General features: G+C 64.1%; 20 protein-coding genes. 8 read left to right on the forward strand and 12 right to left on the reverse strand.

The features are described 5' to 3' along the window. Nucleotides 1-88 precede the first annotated feature (88 nt). Nucleotides 89-487, reverse strand: a complete 399-nt coding sequence (locus tag AAGT95_RS05390; RefSeq protein ID WP_157958444.1) for a hypothetical protein — start codon at nt 485-487, stop codon at nt 89-91. A 203-nt stretch (nt 488-690) separates the two neighbouring features. Between AAGT95_RS05390 and exaC the strand changes: the two genes are divergently transcribed. Together exaC and AAGT95_RS05400 are read left to right on the forward strand one after the other, a co-directional pair. Then, complete coding sequence (exaC, locus tag AAGT95_RS05395) at nt 691-2,211, forward strand: acetaldehyde dehydrogenase ExaC (RefSeq protein ID WP_342595792.1); 1,521 nt, start codon at nt 691-693, stop codon at nt 2,209-2,211. Nucleotides 2,212-2,397: 186 nt separating this feature from the next. Further along, nucleotides 2,398-2,706: a hypothetical protein gene (locus AAGT95_RS05400; protein WP_162302631.1), complete on the forward strand. Its 309-nt coding sequence runs from the start codon at nt 2,398-2,400 to the stop codon at nt 2,704-2,706. A gap of 18 nt (nt 2,707-2,724) precedes the next feature. On the opposite strand, the gene AAGT95_RS05405 is transcribed toward AAGT95_RS05400, so the two are convergent. Further along, nucleotides 2,725-3,699 carry a threo-3-hydroxy-L-aspartate ammonia-lyase gene (locus AAGT95_RS05405; RefSeq protein WP_342595793.1) on the reverse strand — a complete coding sequence of 325 codons (975 nt, stop codon included), beginning with the start codon at nt 3,697-3,699 and terminating at the stop codon, nt 2,725-2,727. Nucleotides 3,700-3,806: 107 nt separating this feature from the next. Here AAGT95_RS05405 and AAGT95_RS05410 point away from each other — a divergent pair, with 107 nt between their 5' ends. Next, nucleotides 3,807-4,280: a GNAT family N-acetyltransferase gene (locus tag AAGT95_RS05410; protein WP_342595794.1), complete on the forward strand. Its 474-nt coding sequence runs from the start codon at nt 3,807-3,809 to the stop codon at nt 4,278-4,280. 98 nt (nt 4,281-4,378) lie between these two features. Here AAGT95_RS05410 and gabT read toward each other — a convergent pair whose 3' ends face one another. Beyond that, the gene (gene gabT / locus AAGT95_RS05415; protein ID WP_110601610.1) at nt 4,379-5,656 is read right to left on the reverse strand and encodes a 4-aminobutyrate--2-oxoglutarate transaminase; all 1,278 of its coding nucleotides are present in this window, start codon (nt 5,654-5,656) and stop codon (nt 4,379-4,381) included. A 91-nt stretch (nt 5,657-5,747) separates the two neighbouring features. After that, entirely contained in the window at nt 5,748-7,169 is a 1,422-nt protein-coding gene (locus tag AAGT95_RS05420) for an APC family permease (RefSeq protein WP_342595795.1), read from the reverse strand. Nucleotides 7,170-7,347: 178 nt separating this feature from the next. Between AAGT95_RS05420 and AAGT95_RS05425 the strand changes: the two genes are divergently transcribed. Continuing rightward, nucleotides 7,348-8,784: a PLP-dependent aminotransferase family protein gene (locus tag AAGT95_RS05425; protein ID WP_342595796.1), complete on the forward strand. Its 1,437-nt coding sequence runs from the start codon at nt 7,348-7,350 to the stop codon at nt 8,782-8,784. A gap of 33 nt (nt 8,785-8,817) precedes the next feature. Here the strand turns inward: AAGT95_RS05425 and AAGT95_RS05430 are convergent, their stop codons facing one another. The 8 genes from AAGT95_RS05430 to dnaA all read right to left on the reverse strand — a co-directional run bounded on the left by AAGT95_RS05430 (nt 8,818) and on the right by dnaA (nt 20,035). Beyond that, the gene (locus tag AAGT95_RS05430) at nt 8,818-9,972 is read right to left on the reverse strand and encodes an ABC transporter ATP-binding protein (protein ID WP_342595797.1); all 1,155 of its coding nucleotides are present in this window, start codon (nt 9,970-9,972) and stop codon (nt 8,818-8,820) included. A gap of 7 nt (nt 9,973-9,979) precedes the next feature. Beyond that, nucleotides 9,980-10,855: a carbohydrate ABC transporter permease gene (locus tag AAGT95_RS05435; protein ID WP_110601618.1), complete on the reverse strand. Its 876-nt coding sequence runs from the start codon at nt 10,853-10,855 to the stop codon at nt 9,980-9,982. Then, nucleotides 10,852-11,757, reverse strand: coding sequence for a sugar ABC transporter permease (locus AAGT95_RS05440; protein ID WP_342595798.1), 906 nt, complete (start codon nt 11,755-11,757; stop codon nt 10,852-10,854). Before AAGT95_RS05440 ends, AAGT95_RS05435 begins: the two co-directional genes overlap by 4 nt. Nucleotides 11,758-11,811: 54 nt before the next feature. After that, nucleotides 11,812-13,104 carry an ABC transporter substrate-binding protein gene (locus AAGT95_RS05445; RefSeq protein ID WP_342595799.1) on the reverse strand — a complete coding sequence of 431 codons (1,293 nt, stop codon included), beginning with the start codon at nt 13,102-13,104 and terminating at the stop codon, nt 11,812-11,814. Nucleotides 13,105-13,545: 441 nt separating this feature from the next. Then, nucleotides 13,546-15,960, reverse strand: coding sequence for a DNA topoisomerase (ATP-hydrolyzing) subunit B (gyrB, locus tag AAGT95_RS05450; RefSeq protein WP_110601622.1), 2,415 nt, complete (start codon nt 15,958-15,960; stop codon nt 13,546-13,548). Nucleotides 15,961-15,979: 19 nt separating this feature from the next. Beyond that, the gene (recF, locus tag AAGT95_RS05455) at nt 15,980-17,065 is read right to left on the reverse strand and encodes a DNA replication/repair protein RecF (protein ID WP_110707393.1); all 1,086 of its coding nucleotides are present in this window, start codon (nt 17,063-17,065) and stop codon (nt 15,980-15,982) included. A gap of 221 nt (nt 17,066-17,286) precedes the next feature. Continuing rightward, complete coding sequence (dnaN, locus tag AAGT95_RS05460; protein WP_110601626.1) at nt 17,287-18,390, reverse strand: DNA polymerase III subunit beta; 1,104 nt, start codon at nt 18,388-18,390, stop codon at nt 17,287-17,289. Nucleotides 18,391-18,556: 166 nt separating this feature from the next. Next, on the reverse strand, nt 18,557-20,035 hold the full coding sequence (gene dnaA / locus AAGT95_RS05465; RefSeq protein WP_110601628.1) for a chromosomal replication initiator protein DnaA: 1,479 nt from the start codon (nt 20,033-20,035) through the stop codon (nt 18,557-18,559). A 604-nt stretch (nt 20,036-20,639) separates the two neighbouring features. Between dnaA and rpmH the strand changes: the two genes are divergently transcribed. The 4 genes from rpmH to mnmE all read left to right on the forward strand — a co-directional run bounded on the left by rpmH (nt 20,640) and on the right by mnmE (nt 24,499). After that, complete coding sequence (gene rpmH, locus AAGT95_RS05470) at nt 20,640-20,774, forward strand: 50S ribosomal protein L34 (protein WP_019019264.1); 135 nt, start codon at nt 20,640-20,642, stop codon at nt 20,772-20,774. 11 nt (nt 20,775-20,785) lie between these two features. Then, on the forward strand, nt 20,786-21,169 hold the full coding sequence (rnpA, locus tag AAGT95_RS05475) for a ribonuclease P protein component (protein ID WP_110601631.1): 384 nt from the start codon (nt 20,786-20,788) through the stop codon (nt 21,167-21,169). 105 nt (nt 21,170-21,274) lie between these two features. Continuing rightward, nucleotides 21,275-22,963 (forward strand): membrane protein insertase YidC, encoded by a 1,689-nt coding sequence (yidC, locus tag AAGT95_RS05480; protein ID WP_110601633.1) that lies wholly within the window; start codon nt 21,275-21,277, stop codon nt 22,961-22,963. A gap of 144 nt (nt 22,964-23,107) precedes the next feature. Continuing rightward, nucleotides 23,108-24,499 carry a tRNA uridine-5-carboxymethylaminomethyl(34) synthesis GTPase MnmE gene (mnmE, locus tag AAGT95_RS05485; protein ID WP_110601634.1) on the forward strand — a complete coding sequence of 464 codons (1,392 nt, stop codon included), beginning with the start codon at nt 23,108-23,110 and terminating at the stop codon, nt 24,497-24,499. The last annotated feature ends 47 nt before the right edge of the window (nt 24,500-24,546 follow it).

Raw genomic sequence — 24,546 nt, forward strand, 5'->3', positions numbered from 1 at the left:
GTGATGCCAAGGGAACGTCAGTACGAAATCCGCCATGGCTGAACGCGAACTACTCACCGTGGCGGATTTCAAAGCGGTAGGGATGACATTATTGAGAGTTCTTGCGGTACTGCTCGCCCAACGACTCCAGCGCACCAATGAGCTTCTCGATCTCGGCATTGAAGCGCTGCTGCTGTTGAGCATAGAAATGGCGGGTGTACGAGGAGCCTTTATGCTTGTTCACCAGGTTGGAAAACTGTGATTCCAGCTGCTCGGTATGGAAACGCAGACGCTCGGTCAGGAACTCGGCGTGCCCCTGATGGCAGGCCACGTCCATCAATGCCCTGACCTGAACCGTCAGCAGATAAAGCTGCAGGACATTGCGGTCCTGCACCTCCTTCTGTGTGGAGACGCTATCGTCCAGCAGGTTGATCGAACTCATCTGACAGCAGCCGCTATCGTCGGTCAGCGGGCGATTCTGGGCACTCTCTTGCTGAGTCTGGAACATGGTCAGACCCTCCTCTAGGTCGCTGAACCATACGATCCATGGTACCACCAGCATGTTTCCTGACCGTTCGCCATTGGTCGAACCCTCCGCCGGCTCATTGGCCAAGGAAGTCGCCTAAAGCGTAATGGCATGAAGGCAGTGGAGAGCGCAGATTGGGAGAGAAAGCCAGAGGTCGCTACCCTCAATAATCGGAGACGCTCATCATGCGCTACGCCAACCCCAACACAGCCGATGCCATCGTCGGCTTCGAGAAGCGGTACGAGAACTACATCGGCGGTGAATGGATACCGCCGGCCGAGGGGCGGTACTTCGAGAACATCACCCCGGTTACCGGGGAAGTCTTCTGCGAGGTCGCCAGGTCCAGTCAGAAGGATATCGATGCCGCGCTGGACGCCGCCCACAGGGCGGCTCCGGCGTGGGGAAAGACCTCCGTCCAGGAGCGCTCGACGCTGCTGCTGAAGATCGCCGATCGGATGGAGCAGAATCTGGAAATGCTGGCAGTCGCCGAGACCTGGGACAACGGCAAGGCAGTGCGCGAGACACTGGCAGCCGACATCCCGCTGGCGATCGACCATTTCCGCTATTTCGCCGGCTGCATCAGGGCCCAGGAAGGGACCACCGCCGAGATCGACGACAACACGGCGTCCTACCATTTCCACGAACCGCTGGGCGTCGTCGGTCAGATCATTCCGTGGAACTTCCCGATCCTGATGGCCACCTGGAAACTGGCGCCCGCACTGGCCGCCGGCAACTGTGTCGTGCTCAAGCCCGCCGAACAGACCCCGGTATCGATCTTCAAGGTCATAGAGATCATCCATGATCTCCTGCCGAAGGGCGTCATCAATATTGTCAACGGCTATGGCGAAGAGGCCGGCCAGGCACTGGCCACCAGCAAGCGCATCGCCAAGATCGCCTTCACCGGCTCTACGCCCATCGGCTCGCACATCATGAAATGCGCCGCCGAGAACATCATTCCCTCCACGGTGGAGCTGGGCGGCAAATCCCCGAACATCTACTTCGAGGACATCATGTCCGCCGAACCGGCGTTCATCGACAAGTGCGCCGAAGGGCTGGTGATGGGCTTCCTCAACCAGGGCGAAGTCTGCACCTGCCCTTCCCGCGCCCTGGTCCAGGAGAGCATCTACGACGAGTTCATGGCCAAGGTCCTCGAGCGAGTCAAGAAGATCAAGCGTGGTCACCCACTGGATACCGAGACCCAGGTCGGCGCCCAGGCGTCCCAGGAGCAGTTCGACAAGATCATGTCGTACATGGACGTGGCGCGGGACGAAGGTGCGGAGTTCCTCTCCGGCGGCGAGCGGGAATCGCTCTCCGACGACCTCTCTCGGGGTTACTACATCCAGCCCACGCTGCTGAAGGGCAACAACAAGATGCGCGTGTTCCAGGAGGAGATCTTCGGCCCGGTGGTCTCGGTCACGACCTTCAAGGACGAGGAAGAAGCCCTGGCCATCGCCAACGACACCGAATTCGGACTGGGTGCCGGGGTCTGGACCCGCGACATCAACCGCGCCTATCGCATGGGCCGGGGCATCCAGGCCGGCCGGGTCTGGACCAACTGCTACCACCAGTATCCAGCCCATGCCGCCTTCGGAGGGTACAAGAAGTCCGGTGTGGGTCGGGAAACCCACAAGATGGCGCTGGAGCATTATCAGCAGACCAAGAACCTGCTGATCAGCTACGACATCAATCCCATGGGTTTCTTCTAGACCGACCGATGAGGTCCGGGGTCCGCAAGGGCCCCGGCGCGCGGGTGGTAGGGGTGGCGAGCTCGACGGCTTCGCCACCCTTCGGCGCGCCCGGTTCACGGACGCCGGCTTGATCCACGTTGTGTCGGGCCGATCTTTACTTGGCTACAGTGAGATGAGGACAGACTACAGAAGAGGGACAGCGCCATGACCAACATGACGACCTTCCTGGGCAGTCTCGATCGACCGTCTCCCCCCGCCGATCTGAATCGCGAGCTGCGCGCACTCTGGTGGGCCGGCAAGTCCGAGTGGTCCAAGGCCCACGATCAGGTGGATTCCGCAGCCGGCCGCCGGGCCGCCTGGGTGCACGCCTATCTTCACCGCTGGGAAGGCGATATCGGCAATGCCGGTTACTGGTATCGGCAGGCGGGACGCCAGGTGCCGGACCAGAGCCTCGACGACGAGTGGCAGGAGATCACCCGGTCACTGCTCCGAGAACTCGCGCCTCAACTTTGATCCACGCCGGAAAGCGGATTATGCCTGGGCCGACTGGATCAGTTCGGCGAAGCGGTTCAGGTCGACGTTGCCGCCAGAGAGCACGATCCCGACACGCTGCCCCTCGATCCTCGTATGGCCGGCCAAAGCCGCCGCCGCCGCCAGGCAGCCCGTGGGCTCGACGAACTGCTTCATGCGACCGGCCAGGAAGCCCATCGTCTCGACCAGCTCGGCGTCGGTGACGGTCATGATCTCGTCGACGCACTGCTGCAGTACCGGGAACGTCAGGCTGCCCAGCGCCTGGGTCTGGGCGCCATCGGCGATCGTGCGCGGGGTGGCAATCGAGACGATCTCGCCACAGGCCAGGCTTCTCTGGGCATCGTTGCCGGCTTCCGGCTCGACCCCGATGATCCGGCAGCTCGGGTAGCGCGCCCTGGCGACCGTGGCACAGCCCGACAACAGCCCGCCACCGCCCAGCGGCACGATCAGCGCATCCAGCTCGCCGACATCGTCGAACAGCTCCTTGGCGGCGGTGCCCTGCCCGGCCATGACGTGCGGGTGATTGAACGGCGGAATCAGCGTCAGGCCCTCGGCCTCGGCCAGTCCCCGGCCCAGCGCCTCGCGATCCTGGGTATAGCGGTCGTAGAGCACCACTTCGGCACCGTAGCCCCGCGTGGCCGCGATCTTGATCGCCGGCGCATCCTCGGGCATCACGATGACGGCGCGAATGCCATGCAGCCTGGCCGAGAGCGCGATCGCCTGGGCATGATTGCCGGAGGAGAAGGCGATCACTCCCGCGGCCTTCTGCTCACGATCGAACTGGCTGATGGCGTTGTAGCCACCCCGAAACTTGAAGGCGCCGATGCGCTGGAGATGTTCCGCCTTGAAATGCAGCGAAGCGCCGCTGCGCTCGTCTGCCGCCGTCGAACGCAGCACGGGGGTGTGGTGGGCAATGCCCGCCAGCCGCCGGTGCGCCGCCGCCACGTCGTCGTAATCGATCGCCAGGTTGGTCATGCTCTCTCCTGTCTCCGGCGCCACTGACATTCCGCGGCGCGCTGCGTAATATGCCAGCCAAAGTGTCATCGATGATGATGGCTCGACGGCTGCAAGGAAAGGGACAGATGCGATCATACGACTGGATATGGCAGACCGGGCCAGAGCTCGACCCCGCCGGGCTGTATACCCTGCTGTCGCTGCGCGAGGCGGTGTTCGTGGTCGAACAGCAGTGTGCCTATCAAGAGCTGGACGGCCGCGACCTGGCGGCATCGACGCACCACCTGCAGGTCCTGGCGGCGAACCAGCTTGCAGCCACCCTGCGGCTGCTGGTGCCCGATCCGGTCGACCAACCGGCCTCCATCGGGCGCGTCGTCATCCACCCCGCCCATCGCGGTGGCGGCCTGGGCCACGACCTGATGCGAGCCGCGCTGACGCGCATCGAATCGCTGTGGCCGGGCCGCAGCGCCCGGCTGTCCGCCCAGGCGCATCTACGAGCCTACTACGGCCGTCACGGGTTCGAACCGATCGGCGATATCTATGTGGAAGACGGCATTCCGCATATCGATATGCAGCGGACGCGAGACGAACAAGGTAAGTAAGCGTTCACTTTATCGAGGCGAAAAAAAGCCGACGCTAGACAACAGCGTCGGCTCGTTTCGGCATGCCACCCCGCCAGGCGGGGTGGACATCGCGCCGTTCAGGCGCCGAATTCGCTCAGCATCGATTCGATCAGGTCGAGCCCCTCCTCCAGCACGTCGTCGCCGATGGTGACCGGCATCAGGAAACGGATGGTGTTGGCGTAGAGACCACAGGAGAGCAGGATCAGGCCGCGCTCGCGAGCGGTCTTGCAGAGCTTGCCCGCCAGTTCGGCATTGGGCACGCCGCTCTTCTTGTCGCTGACCAGATCGAACGCCGCCATGGCACCCAGGTTGCGCGCGTTGGCGACCGAGGCGTAGTCCTGCTGCCACTTGTCGAAGCGCACCTTGAGCTTCTCGCCCAGCGCCTGGCTCTGTTCCAGGATGCGCTCTTCCTCGAACACTTCCAGCACGGCCAGTACCGCGGCGCAGGAAACGGGGCTACCGGTGTAGGTGCCGCCCAGCGAGTTGCCGCCGGAGGCGTCCATGACCTTGTCGGTGCCCACCACGGCCGAGATCGGCATGCCGTCGGCCATGCTCTTGGCCATGGTCATGATGTCCGGCTCGACGCCGCTGTGCTCGATGGCGAACAGCTTGCCGGTACGGCCGAAGCCGGACTGCACCTCGTCGACGATCAGCAGGATGCCGTGCTCGTCGCAGATCTCGCGAAGCGCTTTCAGGAAGCTGGCCGGCGCCGCATGGAAGCCACCCTCGCCCAGCACCGGCTCGATCACGATGGCGGCGGTATCGCTGGGGTTGGCATCGGTCTTCAGCACCATCTTGAGGTGGCGTAGCGCCTCTTCCTCGCTGACGCCGATGGACGGCACCGGGTAGGGCGCGCGGTAGACCTGGCCCGGCATCGGGCCAAAGTCGTTGCGGTACGGCGCCACCTTGCCATTCATCGCCATGGTCATGAAGGTACGCCCGTGGTAACCGCCGGTGAAGCAGATCACACTGGAGCGCCCGGTGGCGGCCCGCGCCACCTTGACCGCATTTTCCAGCGCCTCGGCGCCGGAGTTGGCCAGCATCACCTTGGCGTGGCCACGGACCGGCGTCACTTCACTGAGCTTCTGCGCCACGCGCACATAGCCCTCGTAGGGCATGACCGTCTGGCAGGTGTGCATGACACGGTCGAGCTGCGCCTTGACCGCCTCGACCACCTTGGGGTGGCGATGGCCGATATTGAGCACGCCGATGCCACCAGCGAAGTCGATGAAGCGCTTGCCGTCCTCGTCCCAAAGTTCGGCGTTCTCCGCCCGCGCGGCGAACTCGACCGCCGGGCTGGCCGCACCGCTGGCCACGTAGCGCTGCTTGAGTTCGTTGAGTTCTGCATTGGTCATGGATCACTCCTCCTGACACGGCATCGGATGCCGTTAACGTGAATCGCGCGTCGTCGTCGGTTTCGGCAGGCGGCGCGCCATGAAATCGGGATCAGGTTTTATCGTAGGCTGCCCGAATGAGGCGATCGCCCATCTCTCGACCGTAGTGCCGCCGAGCCCATCCGTACAGTGCCAATCCGGCGATCATCCAGCCACCGAAGATGGACCACTCGACGGAAGTCAGCGCCGAGGGGCTGCCTGGCAGGTAGAGACAGGTCATGCCCAGCGACAGCAGCACTGCCAGCACACCGACCAGCTTGCCGGCACCGACATGATAGGGACGCGGCATGTCAGGCTCGCGATAGCGCAGGATGACGAACGATAGCGCCACGAACAGATAGGCGAGCACGATGCCCAGGCCGCCGGCATCGACCAGCCATACCAGCGCCGGACGCCCGAAGAACGGCGCCGCGGTGGAGAGCACGCCGATCAGGATGATGGCGTTGGTCGGGGTCTTGTAGCGTGGATGCAGCTTGCCCAGGAAGGCGGGCAGCATGCCGGAGTGCGCCAGGGCGTAGATCGCCCGCGATCCACCGATGTAGAACGCATTCCAGCTGGTGATGATCCCGGCGATCCCCGCCAGCACCATCAGATTGCCGGCCCAGTCCCCGTCGAACACCGCCGTCATCGCGTCCGGGACGCTGAGCGAGCTCCCCTGGAGCGCCTCGTTGTCGAGCATCAGGCTGGTGCCGAGAATGATCAGGGTGTACCAGCACACCGCCATGATGACCGAGAGCACCAGCACCTTGCCGATATCGCGGAATGGCAGGTTGATCTCCTCGGCCGCCTGGGGAATCACGTCGAAGCCGACGAACAGGAACGGGACCAGCACCAGTACCGCCACGATGCCGCCGAAGGCGCCGTGCTCGCCGCTGGCGAACAGCGGCTGCATGTTGCCGCCGTCGCCGGTGAACAGCGATCCGGTCACGAACATCACGCCCGCCACCAGGATCAGCCCGGTGACGACCTTCTGCAGCAGCGCCGCAGTGGAGATCCCCACGTAGTTGACGGCCATCATCGCCAGCGAACCGAGTACGCCCACCGCGACCCAGGTCGCCTTGACGTCCCAGCCGGCGATGGTCCACAGGTCGCCGACGGCGTAGCCGGGGAACAGGTGCTCGACGACCGTCGGCAGCGCCACCGCCTCGAACGACGCCACGCTGACGTACCCCAGCACGATGCTCCAGGTGCAGACGAACGAGGCGAAGTGGCCCAGCGCGCGATAGCTGTAGACGTGCTCGCCGCCGACCTGCGGCATCGCCGACGCCAACTCGGCATAGGTCAGCCCCACCAGCAGCACCGCAATGCCGCCGATGACGAAAGCGAGTATCGCACCCACGCTACCGCCATCGAGGATGGCGCTACCGGTCAGGACTATCCAGCCCCAGCCGATCATGGCGCCGAAAGCCAGGGCCAGGACATCCGCTCGTGCAAGGACTCGCACGAGCTCCGCGGGTTGAGGAGCATTCGACATGAGGGGGTCTCTTCAGGTTGTTTTTGATAGGCCGGATCCCGCCGCGGGACTCGGCCCTGACGCCACGCTATCACTCCGCTGGGCAAGCGGGACTAGACCACTTCCCGACGGCGGTGGACCACATGGGGCTCTCCCCGCATAATCCGCGGACGTTTCCGCGTCTCTCGTGAGGTAGGCCATGGACGACCGTCGTCAGGCGCTGGACCACATCCGGCAAGGCTACCTGGCCCAGCCCGACCACCTGACCAAGTACTGCCGTCTCGAGCAGACCCTGCTGACGCTCATCGAGCAGCGGTGGCAGAACGGCCAGCGGCTGCCCGGGCATCGCACCCTGTGTGGCGCGCTCGGCATGGCCCGCAACACGCTGGCCGGCGTCGTCGAGAGTCTGATCCGCCAGGGCCACCTGGTGACCGACCACGGCAAGGGCACCTGGGTATGCAAGCACTCACCCCTGCGAGAGCAACGAGTTGCCGACATCGGGCCGATCTCCCGCCGCGCTGGTGATCTGCTGAATGACGTGGGGGCCAGCCCGCTGCAGAGCGGCGCCTTCGTGCCGGGCGTTCCGGATATCGCGCACTTCCCCATTGCCCGCTGGCGACAGCTCTACTCGCGGATCACCGTACCCCACAACACGCTGCTGCTCGCCTACGCATCCGGCGGCTACGGCCCCTTGAAACGCGCCATCGCCGGCTACCTCGCCCGGTGGCGGGGCATCGACTGCGGACTGGACCAGATCGTCATCACCGAGGGCGCCCATCATGGCTTGCAGCTATGCGCCCTGACGCTGGCCGACCATGGCGATCGTGCGGTGATGGACTCGCCGTTCTACTGGGGCGCGCGCAACGTCTTCCAGGCCGCCGGCCTCGAGATAGACCACGCCATCTGGGAGCCGCGTCACGGGTATGTCGGTTCGCTGCCTCGGCCACACCCCAGACTGCTCTACTTCACCGGCGCCCACCATTATCCGTTGGGGGTGTCATCAGTAAGCACTCACAAACATGGGTTGATCGACGTTCTCGAACCGGACTGGATTCTGGAGGACGACTACGAGTTCGGCGACGGCGGTCACCACGAGCTGGCCTTCGATCCCGAGCGCGGCAACCAGATCCTGGTCGGATCCTTTTCCAAGCTGATGTTTCCGGGCCTGCGTCTGGGATACCTGATCGTGCCGAGGGGGCTGAGCACCGCGATCAACCGGGTACGCACCGGCGTCTTTCGCGAAGGGCGCCTGCTGGATCAGGCGGTGCTGGCCACGTTCATCGACGACGGCGATCTCGACCGCTGGTGTCGACGCATGGCGCAGGAGTACCTGGAGCGCCAGCAACGGCTGCACGAGCTGCTGGCCGACGTCCCCGGGGTCGCCGATCTCTCGCCGCCGGCCGGCAATATCAGCTTGAGTCTGGCACTCTCGCCCACACTCGACGACGAGCGCCTGGCGCAACAGCTGCTGAACCGGCACCACCTGGTCACCCGGCCGCTGAGCCGGGTCTGCGGACCGGGCGACCCTCGCCGCGGGCTGATACTCGGTGTCGGCATGGTCGAAGGCGAAGCCCTGGAGCGCCAGGGCCGGCGCCTGGCCGAAGGCATCCGCGAGTTCGTCGCCCAGCAGCGCTGAGCGGCTCTCGGCGCCGCTGCCCCCCTGCCCCTGTCAGGCCGTCTCCCCGATCGGGGTGGCCTCGGCGACGCGCTCGTCGCGAATACGCCGCTCGGACTCGGGGTCGAACACCACCATGCGCGAGACGTCGAAGGCGAACCGGGTCCGCTCGCCCGGACGTAACGGCGTGCAGGGGCGCATGCGAGCGTTGACATGGGTTCCACCCAGCGTCGTCACCACATAGAGATCCGCCCCGGTCGGCTCGACCAGCGCGACCGGCAGCTCCGCCTCGTGGATGTTGCCCTCGCGATGATTGGCACTGGCCGGGTCGGTGATCGCCTCGGGCCGCAGCCCCAGGATGACGTCGCGGTCGCACCAGTCACGCAGTGCGTCACGGTCGCGCACGACCGGCAGTGTCAGGGTGGACGCGTCCGTCGCCACCTGGGCAACCGGCAGCCCATCCTGCTCGACGATCCGCGCCTTGACCAGGTTCATCGACGGCGAGCCCATGAAGCCGGCGACGAACAGGTTGTTGGGGTCGTCGTAGACCGCCTGCGGCGTTCCCAGCTGCTGCAGCTCGCCGCCACGCATGACCGCGATCCGGGAGGCCAGCGTCATTGCCTCGATCTGGTCGTGGGTGACGTAGACGATCGTGGTGCCCAGGCGCTGGTGCAGCTGCTTGATCTCGGTGCGCATGTCGACGCGCAGCTTGGCATCCAGGTTCGACAGCGGCTCGTCGAACAGGAACAGCTGTGGATCGCGCACCAGCGCCCGCCCCATCGCCACCCGCTGGCGCTGGCCACCGGAGAGCTGGCCCGGCTTGCGGTCGAGCAGGTTCTCGATCTGCAGCAGCTTGGCGACCCGGTCGATCGCTTCACGGCGCTGCTTGCGCGGGACCTTGCGCATCTCCAGCCCGAAGCCGATGTTGCCGGCCACGGTCATGCTCGGGTAGAGCGCATAGGACTGGAAGACCATGGCGATATCGCGCCGGGAGGGGTGGACGTCGTTGATGCGGCGGCCGTCGAGCAGCAGTTCGCCCTCGCTGATCGAGTCGAGTCCGGCGATCATGTTCAAGAGCGTCGACTTGCCGCAGCCCGATGGCCCCACCAGGACCAGGAAGTCGCCCTGCTCGATCGCGATGTCGATGCCCTTCAGGACATGGGTCTCGCCGAAGCGCTTGTGAACGTTGTTGATATGCAGAAAGCTCATGTGATCCTCAGCCCTTGACCGATCCCGACATCAACCCGCGCAGGAAATACTTGCCCGCGAGGATATAGACGATGAGCGTCGGCACCGCCGCCACCATCGCTGCCGCCATGTTGACGTTGTAGGCCTTCACCCCGGTGGAGCTGTTGACCAGATTGTTGAGTGCCACCGTGATCGGCGCGCTGTCGCCGGACGCGAACGAGACGCCGAACAGGAAGTCGTTCCAGACGTTGGTGAACTGCCAGATGATGGTGACCACGATGATCGGTACCGAGGCCGGCAGCAGGATCCGGAAGAAGATGGTGAAGAAACCGGCGCCATCGAGTTGCGCCGCCCGTACCAGTTCGTCCGGAAAGCTGGCGTAGAAGTTGCGGAAGAACAGGGTGGTGAACCCGATGCCATAGACGATGTGGACCAGCACCAGCCCACCGGTACTGTTGGCCAGATGCAGAATGCCCAGCACCCGGGCCATCGGCAGCAGGATGATCTGGAACGGAATGAAGCAACTGAACAGCATCAGGCCGAACACGATCTTGTGGCCGCGAAACTTCCACTTGGTCAGCACGTAGCCGTTGAACGCGCCCAGCAGCCCGGAGATCAACACTGCCGGCACCACGATCTTGATGCTGTTGAAGAAGTAGCCGTGCACGCCGTTGCACTCGAGACCGATGCAGGCGCTGCCCCAGGCCTCGCGCCAGGGGTCCAGGGTCCATTCCCCGGGCAGCGCCAGCATGTTGCCCTGATGGATCTCCTCCAGCGTCTTGAACGACGTGGTCAGCATCACGTAGAGAGGCATCAGATAGACGACCGCAAACAGCGCCAGGATCGCGTAGAGCACCGCCCGGGTCGCCAGACCCCGGCGTGCAGTGAAGGAAGCGGCACTCATGATCGGGGCTCCCGCAGCTCGGAGTAGAGATAGGGGATGATCAGCGCGGCGATCACCGCCAGCATGAACACCGCGCTGGCCGCGGCGATACCCATTTCGTTACGCGAAAAGGCGTAGGAGTACATGAAGGTCGCCGGCACCGCGGTGGCATTGCCCGGCCCGCCGCCGGTCATCGCCACGATCAGGTCGAAGCTCTTGATCGCCAGATGCGCCAGTACCACGACTGCGCTCAGGAAGACCGGTCGCAGCTGGGGAATGATGATGCGGGCATAGATCTTCCAGGCCGGGGCGCCGTCGATCTGGGCGGCCTTGATCATCTCGCCGTCGATGCCGCGCAACCCCGCCAGGAACATCGCCATGATGAAGCCGGTGGCCTGCCAGACCGCGGCGATCACCACGGTGTAGATCGCCATGTTGGAATCGATCAGCCAGTTGAAGCTGAAGCTCTGCCAGCCCAGGTCGTGCATGGTTTTCTCCAGCCCCAGTCCGGGGTTGAGAAACCACTGCCAGGCGGTACCGGTGACGATGAACGAGAGCGCCATCGGGTAGAGATAGATGGTGCGCAGCACGCCTTCGGCCCGGATCCGCTGGTCGAGCAGAATCGCCAGTATCAGGCCCAGCACGATACAGCTGATGATATAGAGCAGCCCGAAGACCCAGATGTTGTGCAGCGCGATCCCCCAGGTCCAGGAGGTCCACAACCGCGACCACTGGTGCAACCCGACCCAGGTGTAGTCCGGCATCATGCCGGAGTCGCTGAACGAGATGTAGCTGGTCCAGGCGATGAAGCCATAGACGAAGAACAGGACCAGGACGCAGGAGGGCGACAGCACCAGCTTGGGTAGCCAGCGCTGCAGTCGCTCCCGCGCGCTATCGTCCCGCTCCGAAGAAGCATTGGACATCACATCACTCTCGGCTCGTGAACGAGACGCCCCGCCTGGCGGCGGGGCCGATCATCAGGACGTTGCGCCCTGCACCGCCATCGCCAGCTGCTTGGCGGCGACATCGCTGGGCATGTCGCTGTTGACGAACGAGGAGATGATGTCGAAAACGGCGTTCTTGACCGACGCCGGTGCGGCATAGCCGTGCGCCATGCTGCCCATCAGCGTGTGGTTCTTGGCCGCGGCCTTGACCTGCTCGTAACCGCGCTGGGCGCAGGCGTCCAGCTTGTCGGCGGAGAGGTCCATGCGCGCCGGCACCGAGCCCTTGATCTGGCTGAAGGCGATCTGGAACTCGGGCGAGCCGATGATCGTGGCCATGGTCTGCTGCATCTGCTGCTGCTGGGCATCGTCGGTATCGAACATGATCATCAGGTCGCTGTTGAAGGTCACGGCGTCCTGGGTGCCCGGGGTGCGGAAGCACATGAAGTCCTTGCCCGGCGCGAGATTGGCGTTGAGGAACTCCCCTTTCGCCCAGTCGCCCATGATCTGGTAGAGCGCCTTGCCGTTGATCACCATCGCCGTGGCCAGATTCCAGTCACGGCCGGGCGAGTTGTCGTCCTTGTACTGCAGCAGCTCGCGCAGATGGTCGAACGACTGGGCCATGGTGTCGGAATCGAGCGCCTCGGGATCGAGGTCGATCATCGCCTTGCGATAGAAGTCGGCGCCACCGGTAGCCAGCACCACGTTCTCGAACACCGTGGTGTCCTGCCATGGCTGGCCGCCGTAGGCCAGGCCGGTGTAGCCCGCCTCCTTGGCCTTCTTCAGCGACGCGATGAAGTCGTCCCAGGTCTTGGGCTGCTCGATATCCAGCTCATCCATCAGCGACTTGTTGGCCCAGACCCAGTTGGTCGAATGGATCTCGAACGGCGCACCGATCCAGTGGCCCTCGTACTTGGCGAACTGCTGCAACGGCTGCGGGAAGACCTCGTCCCAGTTGCCCGCCTTGGCGACCTCGTCGAGGGAGCTCAAGGCGTCGCGCTTGGCCCAGTCCTGGGCATCGTAGCCGAGCACCTGGGCCGCCGTCGGCGGGTTGCCAGAGGTGATCCGCGAGCGCAACACGGCCATGGCGTTGGTGCCGGCGCCGCCCGCTACCGGCATGTTCTTCCAGCCGATTCCCTGCTCCGACAGCCCATCCTTGAGCGCGCCCAGCGCCTTGGCCTCGCTACCCGAGGTCCACCAGTTGAGCACCTCGACCTCGCCGCTGGTGGCGGTATCGGCAGCCACTGCACTCGTCGGCAGCGCAAACGCGAATGGCAGCAAAGCCAGTCCCAGGCAGTTCATGACGATCTTGTTTCGATTGGCGTGCATCCCTTCGATTCCTCTTCTTGTTGGGGAGCGGTATCTCGTTCTTTTACGAAACGGCCCACTTTATTCGATGCCTTGGTGGGGTGATCGCGACTATTGCCCAACCGCTTTTGCCTAACAATACAACCATGGATGCACGCCCGGCCGCGTCGGGTGCCCCTGGCCGACGCCACCGCGCATGGTGGTGCGCTTTCCGGCCAGACGGGCTCGGCCTATCCACCCAAAGTCGCATCGACCAATGCGCTATATCGCGGGGCCGAGGTCACGGCCGATTGACTTCGACAAGGCGGGCTGCCGCGCCAACGACAGGCAAAAAAAAGGCCCATCCCGAGGGATGAGCCGCTGGTTCGACGGGCCCGCGCTGGCGGACCCGGTGCTAGGGCCTTGTCCAGTCACGCAACGAAGCCTGGGCGGATTCGACGCGCAACCGGAAGGGACGGGCCCCTAGATGTCCAGATTGGCCACCAGCGCGAAGCGCTCGATGAAATCACGACGCGGCTCGACCTCGTCGCCCATCAGGGTGTTGAACATCTGGTCGGCGGCGACCGCATCCTCGATGGAGACCCGCAGCATGCGTCGTGAGCCCGGATCCATGGTGGTCTCCCACAGCTGATCCGGGTTCATCTCCCCCAGCCCCTTGTAGCGCTGGATGCTGAGCCCGCGTTGCGCTTCCAGCATCAGCCACTCGAGCGCATCGTAGAAGTTGCCGATCGGCTTCTGGCGCTCGCCACGGGCGATATAGGCGCCCTCTTCGATCAGGCCATCGAGGGTCTCGCCCAGGGTGGCCAGCGCGCGATAGTCGGCGCTGCGGAAGAAGTCGATACCCCAGACATAATCCGTGGTCACGCCGTGAGCCGTCAGCGCCACGCTCGGCATCCACAGGCCGCGCTCGGTGTCTTCCTGCAGTTGGAAGGTATAGCGCGGACCGCCCTCATGGGCGATCAGCGAGTCCATCGCCACCTGGAGCTCGTCGATCCAGTTCTGCATGGTGTTGCGGTCGTCGAGATTGGTTTCGTCGAGCTTGACCGCGTGGACCATCTTGCGCAGCACGGCGTTGGGATAGACCCGTGAAAGCCGGTCGATGCGCTTCATCACGTCACGATACTGGTTGACCAGCGCTTCCAGATTCTCGCCCGCGATGCCCGGTGAGTCCGCATTGACGTAGAGCCGCCCGCCGTCCAGCGCCGTGGTGGTGAGGTAGTCGGTCATCGCCTGCTCGTCCTTCAGGTACATCTCCTGCTTGCCGCGCTTGATCTTGTAGAGCGGCGGCTGGGCGATGAAGACGTGGCCACGCTCGATCAGCTCCGGCATCTGGCGGAAGAAGAACGTCAGCAGCAGCGTGCGGATGTGCGAGCCGTCGACGTCGGCATCGGTCATGATGATGATCGAGTGGTAGCGCAGCTTGTCCGGATTAAACTCCTCGCGCCCGATGCCGCAGCCCAGTGCGGTGATCAGCGTGCCCACCTCGGCGGACGAGAGCATCTTGTCGAAGCGCGCCTTCTCGACGTTGAGGATCTTGCCCTTGAGCGGCAGGATCGCCTGGGTACGCCGATCGCGCCCCTGCTTGGCGCTGCCGCCGGCGGAGTCGCCCTCCACCAGGTAGAGTTCGGAGAGAGCGGGGTCCTTCTCCTGACAGTCGGCCAGCTTGCCGGGCAGCCCGGCGATATCCAGCGCACCCTTGCGCCGGGTCATGTCGCGGGCCTTGCGCGCGGCTTCCCGGGCACGGGCGGCATCGATCATCTTGCTGACGATCGCCTTGGCCTCGTTGGGATGCTCGATCAGGTAGTCGGAGAATTGACGGCTCAGCTCCTGGTCGACCGCGGTCTTGACCTCGGAAGAGACCAGCTTGTCCTTGGTCTGCGACGAGAACTTGGGATCCGGCACCTTGACCGAGATGATCGCGGTGAGACCTTCACGGGCGTCGTCGCCGGCGGTCGCCACCTTGGCCTTCTTCTGGATCTCTTCCGCTTCGATGTAACTGTTGAGGGTGCGCGTCAGCGCCGCGCGGAAGCCCGCCATGTGGGTGCCGCCGTCACGCTGCGGAATGTTGTTGGTGTAGCAGAACACGTTCTCGGTGAAGGTGTCGTTCCACTGCATCGCCACTTCCACGGCGATACCGTCTTCACGCTGGATCTCGAAGTGAAAGACCGGGTTGATCGCGGTGCGATTGGTGTTGAGGTGGTCGACGAAGGCACGCAGGCCGCCTTCGTAGTGGAACAACTCCTCGCGGCCGTCGCGCTCGTCGACCAGGCGAATGGCGACGCCAGAGTTGAGGAACGACAGCTCGCGCAGGCGCTTGGCGAGAATGTCGTAATGAAACTCGATATTGGCGAAGGTATCGCTGGACGGCTTGAAGCTGATCTGGGTACCGGACTTCTCGGTCTCGCCGACGATGGCGAGCGGCGCCTGCGGCACACCATGGTGATAGATCTGTTCGTGGACCTGGTTGTTGCGCCAGATGGTCAGCTTGAGCTGCTCCGAAAGCGCGTTGACCACCGAGACCCCCACGCCGTGCAGGCCACCGGACACCTTGTAGGAGTTGTCGTCGAACTTACCGCCGGCGTGGAGCACGGTCATGATGACCTCGGCCGCGGAGACGCCTTCGGCGTGGATATCGGTGGGAATGCCACGGCCGTCGTCGGAGACGGTCACCGACTCGTCCGGATGGATGACGATCCGGATCTCGCTGCAATGACCGGCCAGCGCTTCGTCGATGGAGTTGTCGACGATCTCGAACACCATGTGGTGCAGCCCGGTACCGTCATCGGTATCGCCGATGTACATGCCGGGACGCTTGCGCACCGCGTCCAATCCCTTGAGGACCTTGATGCTCGATGAATCGTAGGCCTGTTCGCTCATTGCTCACTCCATGGTGAAATCATTCCGAATGCAGCCGCCCGCCGGCCAGTGTCGATGCCACGACATCCGTTTGTGGCTGCCAGACGTCGGCCAGCGCCGCGCGATCGACGCTGGTGATGAAGACCTGGCAGTTGAGCCGCTCCAACCATTGGCAGAAGATCCGCCGATGATCACCGTCGAGCTCCGCCGGCAGGTCGTCGATCAGGTAAAGGCAGGTGCCTCCCGTCAACTGCTCGAGCAGGCGCCCCTGGGCCAGTTTCATGGCGCTGACCACCAGTTTCTGCTGACCGCGCGACAGTACCTCCACCGCGGGATGGCGGCCGACGCGAATACGCAGGTCGGCACGCTGCGGCCCCTGCTGGGTAAAGCCCATCTGGCGATCGGTGTCGCGCCCGGCCTCGAACACCTCCAGCAGGGCCCGCTGCCGATCCCAACCCCGCGAGTAGCGCAGCGTCAGATCCGGCAGTGGCAACAGCGCCGCCAGGGTCTCTTCGAACACCGGCAGGAAGCGCGTCATGTAACTCGCGCGCAGCCCGTCCAGACGCTCGCTCCAGTGGGCGAGTTCACGCTCCCAGACATGGATCGACTGGACGTCGATTCTATCATGTCTGAGCAGGGCATTCCGATGTTTCAAGGCCCTTCTGACCCGCTTCCAGCTGTCCAGAAACTCCCGTTCGGCGTGAAACACGCCCCAATCGAGGAACTCGCGTCGGGCGGCCGGCGAGCCTTCGAGAAGACGGAAAGCATCGGGGTTGATCAACTGCAGCGGCAGCGCCTCGGCCAACTGGGTGATGCGCGAGGCGCGTTCGCCATTGACCCGCAGCTCGAGCTCGGTGCCATCGCGGCGGCGACGTACCCCGACCGGCAGTGGCGGATCGCCGGCCAGCCGCCCGAACAGCGTCACCTCATCGGCGTCGTGGTCGATCAGCGCCTTGAGCTTCTGGGTCCGGAACGACCGCGCCATTCCCAGCACGTGGATGCCCTCCAGCAGCGAGGTCTTGCCGCTGCCGTTGGGCCCGGTGATCAGATTGATGTGCGGCCCGGGCGCCATCTCGAGCGCACCCAGATTGCGCAGGCCGTGAAAACTCAACCGATCGAGCGGCATGGCACGTGAAAACTCATGGCAAGAGACGAGAGAAAACGCCCGACCACCGCGGAAGACGTTGGCGAGCGATGATCGGCCACACCGACGCTGACGGGTAATCGGCGAGCGCGATGAAGCGCGCGGCGCAGGCCGCCCGAGAAGCGAGACATAACGACGGGGTTAGGCGAGCTTGACGGGCGGCGTGCAACAACGCGATTCGCGCGCGCAGCCATTACCGCTCGTCAAAGGCGCATCGGCATGACGACGTAGCGCGCGTCCCCACCACCCGGCTCTTCCATCAAGGCCGAGCTGTTGGCGTCCGACAGCGTCATCTGCATGCGGTCGGCATCCAGCACGTTGAGCACGTCGATCAGATAGCCGACGTTGAAGCCGATCTCCAGCGCGTCGCCCGAGTACTCGATGCTGACGTTCTCCTCGGCCTCTTCCTGCTCGGGATTGTTGGCCATCACCTTGAGGTTGTTCTCCTCGAGGTGGAGGCGCACGCCGCGGTACTTCTCGTTGGAGAGGATCGCCGTACGCGCCAGGTTCTGGCGCAGCTCGCCGCGCTCGGCGATGAACACCTTGTCGCCGCCCTTGGGAATGACCCGGTCGTAATCGGGGAACTTGCCATCGACCAGCTTCGAGGTGAAGGTGAATTCACCGGTGTTGGCGCGGATGTGGTTGGAACCCAGCATCAGCTCGACCGGCTCGTCGCTGCCGTCGAGCAGACGCGTCAGCTCCAGCACGCCCTTGCGCGGCACGATCAGCTTGCGCGGTGCCTCCATCTCGATCTCGGCGCTGCGTTCGCAGACCGCCAGACGGTGGCCGTCGGTGGCGACCGTGCGCACCAGATGGTCGGCCAGTTCGAGCAGCATGCCGTTGAGGTAATAGCGCACGTCCTGCTGGGCCATGGCGAACGAGGTCGAGTCGATCAGGTACTTCAGCGTGCCCCGCGGCAGCGACAGGGTGGTGTCGTTCTGGCCATCTTCGATGTTGGGGAACTCGGCCACCGGCAGCGTGGAGAGCGTGAAGCGCGAACGCCCGGCGCGCAGCACGACACGGCCGTCCTCCAGCGAGAAGCTGATGTCGGACTGGTCCGGCAGCGACTTGCAGATATCCATCAGCTTGCGCGCCGGCACCGTGACGGACCCTGGCTCGTCCACCAGCGCCGGCGTGGCACGGCCGATCAATTCCACCTCGAGATCGGTACCGGTCAATGCCAGTTGTTCGTTCTGGACTTCGATCAGCACATTGGAGAGCACCGGCAGGGTCTGGCGGCGCTCGACCACCCCGGCCACCAGCGTCAGCGGGCGCAGCAGGGCTTCGCGAGAGATGGAAAATTTCATTGGGGCTCCGTTGTTGGTTCAATAAGCCTGAAGTTGAATCCGGTAACCGGTGGATCGCTTTGCATCATGGGACGGACGAGCAGACCGTCGGGCCGCGCCGTCTCATTCTTGCCGTGCCGGTCGTCGCTAGCAATCCCCGCGGCCAGGGAATTCGTCACGCGCCGCCTCAACTGGTCAGCAGTCGCATCAGATTCTTGTAGTCCTCGCGGATGTCCGCGCTCTCCTCCTTCAGCGCCACCACCTTGCGACAGGCGTGCAGCACCGTCGTGTGGTCGCGGCCACCGAAGGCATCGCCGATCTCGGGCAAGCTGTGGTTGGTCAGCTCCTTGGCCAGCGCCATCGCCACCTGGCGCGGCCGCGCCACCGAACGCGAGCGGCGCTTGGAGAGCAGATCGGCCAGCTTGATCTTGTAGTATTCCGCCACCGTGCGCTGGATGTTCTCGATCCCGACCTGCTTGTCCTGCAGTGCCAGCAGATCCTTGAGCGACTCGCGGATGAAATCCTGGGTGATCGGCTTGCCCATGAAGTGGGAGTCGGCAATCACCTTCTTCAGCGCCCCCTCCAGCTCGCGCACGTTGGAACGGATTTTCTGGGCAATGAAGAACGCCGCATCGTGGGGCAGATCGACCTCGGCCTGATCCGCCTTCTTCATCAGGATCGCCACCCGGGTCTCGAGTTCCGGCGGCTCGATCGCCACCGTCAACCCCCAGCCGAAGCGCGATTTCAGGCGCTCCTCGACGCCGCTGATCTCCTTGGGATAGCGATCCGAGGTCAGGATCATCTGCTGCCCGCCTTCCAGCAAGGCGTTGAAGGTGTGGAAGAACTCCTCCTGGGAGCGCTCCTTGCCGGCAAAGAACTGGATATCGTCGATCAGCAGCGCATCGACGCTGCGATAGAAACGCTTGAAATCATTGATCGCGTTGAGCTGCAGCGCCTTGACCATGTCGGCGACGAAGCGCTCGGAGTGGAGATAGACCACCTTGGCGTTGTCTCTGAGACCCGCGAGGTGGTTGCCCACCGCATGCATCAGGTGGGTCTTGCCCAGACCCACGCCGCCGTAGAGGAACAGCGGATTGTAGGCCCCGCCGGGGTTCTCGGATACCTGGCGCGAGGCGGCCCGCGCCAGCTGGTTCGACTTGCCCTCGACGAAGGTTTCGAAGGTGAAATTGGGATTGAGTCCGCTGCCGTGCTTGAGGCTACCCTCGACCTGGACCTGGCGTTCGCTGCCCCGGCGTCCACTCTCCTCGCGTTCACGGGTACGATCGAGCTGCTTCTCCTCGGCCGCCTCGTTGGAGCGCGGGCTCGTCTGAATCCCCGGCGCCGTGGATCGCTGAGGCTGACGACTCGGGGCGGAAACCGGCGCGCCAAGATCCCGCGGCGACACCGCCGCGGCCCGCCGGCTCCCCACCGTCAGGTGGACCTTGGGAGGCTTGCTGCTGGAGGCAACCTCGCGCAACAGTTCGTTGATCCGCTTCAGGTACTTGTCGCTGACCCAATCACGGACGAATCGGTTGGGGGCCAACAGACAGAGTTCGTCCACTTCGCCGTCCTCGGCCTGCAGAGGACGAATCCAGGTATTGAATTGCTGAGAGCTCAACTCATCCTGCAGCGAGTTCAGACATTGTTGCCAGAGAGCGACAGACACACGACCTCACCGAACGTTGAGAGAGAATAGAAAAAACGGCCGCACATTGTAGCGTCGGCCTGCCAGGTTATCCACACGAAGTCGACTTTCCAACAACTGTGGATAACTCGCCCGTCACCGCTGGCAATACTGTGGATGTCCAGGGTAATCCGCGTGGACAAGGCGGTGTGGACGGTCTTGCCACACGCCGGCGATCCTCACCCTATGCACGGCTCGTTCGCAACTTCCCCACAACCCAAAAAAGCCATTAAACCAATGATAGATATTGATTTTATAGGGTTATCCACAAAGGTTATCCCCGTCGTTAACCACATGGTGTGATTGACACCCTCAAGCAACTTCGATCTCGCATCCCGAGCCGATTACCGGCATCGCCACGACAATCGTCGATGGCCACTCACGCCACGGGTCTCCCGTTCGGGGCGTAACGGCTGGCGATCCACTCACAACGGGGTGTGGATAATTCACGGAAAAATTGCACCCGAACCGCGGATTCACTAGAATTCCCGCTCTTGAGTCGAGTGAGCCCGCTTCCCGCGAATGCGCCGGGCGTCCCGCTTCAACCAGTTTTCTTTAGAAATCAACTAATTGGGAATTAGCAACTATGAAACGCACCTTCCAGCCCAGCGTTCTGAAGCGTAAGCGCGTCCACGGTTTCCGCGCCCGCATGGCCACCAAGAACGGCCGTCAGGTCATTGCCCGTCGCCGTGCCAAAGGCCGTAAACGCCTGAGCGCCTGATCGGACGCCGGGTGTCCGATCAGCGTTTTCCCCGGCAGCTGCGGTTGCTGAATGCCGGGGACTACAAGCACGTCTTCGACCACGCTCCCTACAAGGTCCATGGTAAAGGATTGCTGGCGTTGGCCCGACCCAACGCTCTGGGCCATCCACGGATCGGGTTGATCTTCAGCAAGAAGAACGTGCGCCGTGCCGTCGACCGCAATCGCCTCAAGCGCCTCGTGCGCGAATCCATTCGCCATCAACAGCATCGTTTACCGGCAGTGGATATCGTCATACTCGCGCGACGAGGGGTACATGAGCTGGACAACGCCAGCGTCGCCCGCCAGCTCAATGGCATGTGGCGACGCCTGGAGAAGTCCGCTCGCCAGATGCGTCAAGACGTTTCGTCTTCCTGATCGGACATCCCCGCGCCGAAGGCCGGGGAGCACCGGCGAACCTCGCCGGTCGATCGCCGATGCCCGGCGCCCACCGACCCATTCCCTTACCGGGCAGACCCCTATATGGATTTGAAACGACTCCTTTTCGTGATTCCGTTGGCCGTGCTGGCCTACCTGCTGATCATGCAGTGGAATCAGGACTACGGTCAGCACGTCGTGAACAACCCGGCGCCGGAGATGGCGGCCTCATCGGGTAACGGCAATGACGGCGAGGGCAGCGCCCTGTCCGCGCCGACGGGCAGCAACGGTAAAGCCAAGCCGATTCAGGACGACATGCCCGCCGACGCCGATCCGGCCAAAGGCAGCAACCTGATCCAGGTCCAGAGCGACGTGCTGGACCTGCGTATCAATCCCAACGGCGGCGATATCGTCTACGCCGCGCTGTTCGGTCATGACCAGGCGCTCGACTCCGATACCCCCTTCGTTCTGCTCAGCGACAACAACGTGCGCAGCTACGTGGCCAAGTCGGGGCTGCAGATCGAGGGCCACTCCGGCCGGATCCCGTTCACCGCCGACCAGAACAGCTACAAGCTCAGCCAAGGTGAAGACTCGATCAACGTCGACCTGCATGGCAGCGTCAACGGCGTCGATATCATCAAGCGCTTCGTGATCGACCGCGACAGCTACGCGATCAAGGTCGAATACCTGATCGACAACGAGAGCCAGCAGCCGGTCACCGCCCGCTTCATCGGCCAGCTCGCCCGCGACCAGAGCGCCGACCCGACCAGCGGCCAGGGCGTCGGCATGCACTCGTTCCTGGGCGCCGCGTTCTCCTCGCCGGACGAGAAGTACAGCAAGGTCGACTTCGACGACATCCGTAAGGGCAACTTCCAGAACCGCGACGTGAAAGGTGGCTGGGTCGCGATGATCCAGCACTACTTCACCTCCGCCTGGGTGCCCAACCCGGACCAGCAGAACCTCTATTACGGCAGCGTCGACAATCGCGATCGTACCGTCGCCGCCTTCGCCGGACCCAACCAGACCCTCGAGCCCGGCCAGAAGGCGACGCTCGCTGCCACCCTGTTCGTCGGCCCGAAGGTGCAGGATCGCCTCGAGGCGGTGGCACCGAACCTGGAGCTGACCGTCGATTTCGGCTGGCTCTGGTTCCTGGCCAACCCGCTGTTCTGGCTGCTGGAGAAGATCCATGGCCTAATCGGCAACTGGGGCTGGTCCATCGTCCTGCTGACCGTCTGCGTCAAGATCGTGCTCTTCCCGCTGGCGGCCAAGGCCTACAAGTCGATGGCCCGGATGCGCAAGATGGGCCCGGAGATGAAGCGGCTCAAGGAGCAGTACGGCGACGATCGCCAGAAGATGTCGCAGGAGATGATGAAGTTCTACCAGAAGGAGAAGATCAATCCTCTGGGAGGCTGCCTGCCGATGGTGATCCAGATGCCGGTGTTCATCGCGCTCTACTGGATGCTGATGGAGTCGGTGGAGCTGCGCCACGCGCCCTTCATCCTGTGGATCCATGATCTCTCGGCCAAGGACCCCTACTTCATCCTGCCGATCATCATGGGCGCCACCATGCTGCTGCAGCAGTTCCTGAACCCGACCCCGCCAGACCCGATGCAGGCGAAGATCATGAAGATGCTGCCGGTGGTCTTCACCTTCTTCTTCCTGTGGTTCCCGGCCGGTCTGGTGATCTACTGGATCGTCAACAACTCGATCTCGATCCTGCAGCAGTGGTTCATCACCAACAAGGTGCTCAAGGAGGATGCCGGCAACGGCAAGGCCGTGAAAGCCAAAGGCTGACACGGCTCTCCCCCGCACCACCAGACCCCCGCCACGGCGGGGGTCTGGCGTTTCAGGCTCTGGCTTTTCCGCACTGGCATTCCACCGAGAGCCCCCGGACAATGCCCGCCAGGCCAGCTACGATATCGATTCTCGGAGAAGCTCATGAACGCGCCGTCCCCCTCTGCCCACGCGCCGCTTTACCGCCAGGACACCATCGCGGCCCTGGCTACGCCCCCTGGGCGCGGCGGCGTCGGCATCATCCGTATTTCGGGGCCGTCGGCAGAGGCCCTGGCGGAGCGCATTCTCGGGCATCATCCGACCCCGCGATACGCCCACTACGGGCCGTTCCACGGTGAGGGTAGCGTCATCGACGAAGGCATCGCCCTCTACTTCCCCGGCCCGAACTCGTTCACCGGCGAGGACGTGCTCGAGCTCCAGGGCCATGGCGGTCCGGTACTGATGGACATGCTGCTGGAGCGCTGCGTGGCGCTTGGTGCGCGGCTGGCCCGGCCCGGCGAGTTCTCCGAGCGCGCCTTCCTCAACGACAAGCTCGATCTGGCCCAGGCCGAGGCGATCGCCGACCTGATCGACGCCAGCTCCCGCGCCGCGGCGGAAAATGCGCTGCGCTCGCTGCAGGGCGAATTCTCCAGCCGCGTCTCGCAACTGGTCAGCGAGCTGATTCAACTGCGTCTCTACGTCGAGGCCGCCATCGACTTCCCCGAGGAGGAGATCGACTTCCTCGCCGACGGCGTGGTCGCCGCCAGGCTGGCAGCCCTGCGCCAGACACTGGAAACCGTCCGTGCCGCCGCCAACCAGGGTGCACTGATGCGCGAGGGCATGAGCGTGGTGATCGCCGGGCGACCCAACGCCGGCAAATCGAGCCTGCTCAACCGTCTCACCGAGCGCGACAGCGCCATCGTCACCGAGATCGAGGGCACCACTCGCGACGTGCTGCGCGAGCATATTCATCTCGACGGCATGCCACTGCACGTGATCGACACCGCCGGCCTGCGCGACACCCCGGATGCGGTGGAGCAGATCGGCGTCGCCCGCGCCTGGACCGAGATCGAGAAGGCCGACCGCGTACTGCTGCTGGTCGACGCCCGCACCACGCAAGAGACCGACCCTCAGGCGATCTGGCCCGAGTTCGTCGCCCGCCTGCCCCACCCCGAGCGGCTGACGCTGGTGCGCAACAAGATCGACGAGAGCGGCGAGGGCAGCGATTTCGACCTATCCACAACGCCTCCGGTGATCCGGATATCGGCGGAGACCGGCGCCGGTGTGGATAACCTCAAGACCCACCTCAAGGCGGTGATGGGATTCGATGCCACCACCGAAGGCCGCTTCTCCGCCCGCCGCCGTCATCTCGATGCGCTCGACCGAGCGGCCCAGGCACTGGCCAGCGGCACGGCCCAGCTCGAGGGCGCCGCCGCCGGCGAGCTGCTCGCCGAGGACCTGCGCGACGCCCAGCAGTCGCTCAACGAGATCACCGGCGAGTTCACCGCCGACGATCTGCTCGGCGAGATCTTCGGCAGCTTCTGCATCGGCAAGTAACACGGCAAGTGAGCCGATTAGAGGTGATATACGGCTCATCTTGTGAG

Origin of the sequence: Salinicola lusitanus (genome assembly GCF_038648475.1) — a bacterium.
Lineage (GTDB): Bacteria > Pseudomonadota > Gammaproteobacteria > Pseudomonadales > Halomonadaceae > Salinicola > Salinicola lusitanus.

What these genes read in the sequence shown, in the direction of transcription:
- exaC (WP_342595792.1), top strand. Translation starts at nt 691, where the DNA reads ATGCGCTACGCCAACCCCAACACAGCCGATGCCATCGTCGGCTTCGAG.
- recF (WP_110707393.1), bottom strand. Translation starts at nt 17,065, where the DNA reads ATGCCGCTCGATCGGTTGAGTTTTCACGGCCTGCGCAATCTGGGTGCG.
- AAGT95_RS05405 (WP_342595793.1), bottom strand. Translation starts at nt 3,699, where the DNA reads ATGACCAACCTGGCGATCGATTACGACGACGTGGCGGCGGCGCACCGG.
- gabT (WP_110601610.1), bottom strand. Translation starts at nt 5,656, where the DNA reads ATGACCAATGCAGAACTCAACGAACTCAAGCAGCGCTACGTGGCCAGC.
- AAGT95_RS05430 (WP_342595797.1), bottom strand. Translation starts at nt 9,972, where the DNA reads ATGAGCTTTCTGCATATCAACAACGTTCACAAGCGCTTCGGCGAGACC.
- AAGT95_RS05445 (WP_342595799.1), bottom strand. Translation starts at nt 13,104, where the DNA reads ATGCACGCCAATCGAAACAAGATCGTCATGAACTGCCTGGGACTGGCT.
- AAGT95_RS05400 (WP_162302631.1), top strand. Translation starts at nt 2,398, where the DNA reads ATGACCAACATGACGACCTTCCTGGGCAGTCTCGATCGACCGTCTCCC.
- dnaN (WP_110601626.1), bottom strand. Translation starts at nt 18,390, where the DNA reads ATGAAATTTTCCATCTCTCGCGAAGCCCTGCTGCGCCCGCTGACGCTG.
- AAGT95_RS05435 (WP_110601618.1), bottom strand. Translation starts at nt 10,855, where the DNA reads ATGAGTGCCGCTTCCTTCACTGCACGCCGGGGTCTGGCGACCCGGGCG.
- gyrB (WP_110601622.1), bottom strand. Translation starts at nt 15,960, where the DNA reads ATGAGCGAACAGGCCTACGATTCATCGAGCATCAAGGTCCTCAAGGGA.
- AAGT95_RS05410 (WP_342595794.1), top strand. Translation starts at nt 3,807, where the DNA reads ATGCGATCATACGACTGGATATGGCAGACCGGGCCAGAGCTCGACCCC.
- AAGT95_RS05390 (WP_157958444.1), bottom strand. Translation starts at nt 487, where the DNA reads ATGTTCCAGACTCAGCAAGAGAGTGCCCAGAATCGCCCGCTGACCGAC.
- rpmH (WP_019019264.1), top strand. Translation starts at nt 20,640, where the DNA reads ATGAAACGCACCTTCCAGCCCAGCGTTCTGAAGCGTAAGCGCGTCCAC.
- AAGT95_RS05420 (WP_342595795.1), bottom strand. Translation starts at nt 7,169, where the DNA reads ATGTCGAATGCTCCTCAACCCGCGGAGCTCGTGCGAGTCCTTGCACGA.
- AAGT95_RS05440 (WP_342595798.1), bottom strand. Translation starts at nt 11,757, where the DNA reads ATGTCCAATGCTTCTTCGGAGCGGGACGATAGCGCGCGGGAGCGACTG.
- yidC (WP_110601633.1), top strand. Translation starts at nt 21,275, where the DNA reads ATGGATTTGAAACGACTCCTTTTCGTGATTCCGTTGGCCGTGCTGGCC.
- AAGT95_RS05425 (WP_342595796.1), top strand. Translation starts at nt 7,348, where the DNA reads ATGGACGACCGTCGTCAGGCGCTGGACCACATCCGGCAAGGCTACCTG.
- mnmE (WP_110601634.1), top strand. Translation starts at nt 23,108, where the DNA reads ATGAACGCGCCGTCCCCCTCTGCCCACGCGCCGCTTTACCGCCAGGAC.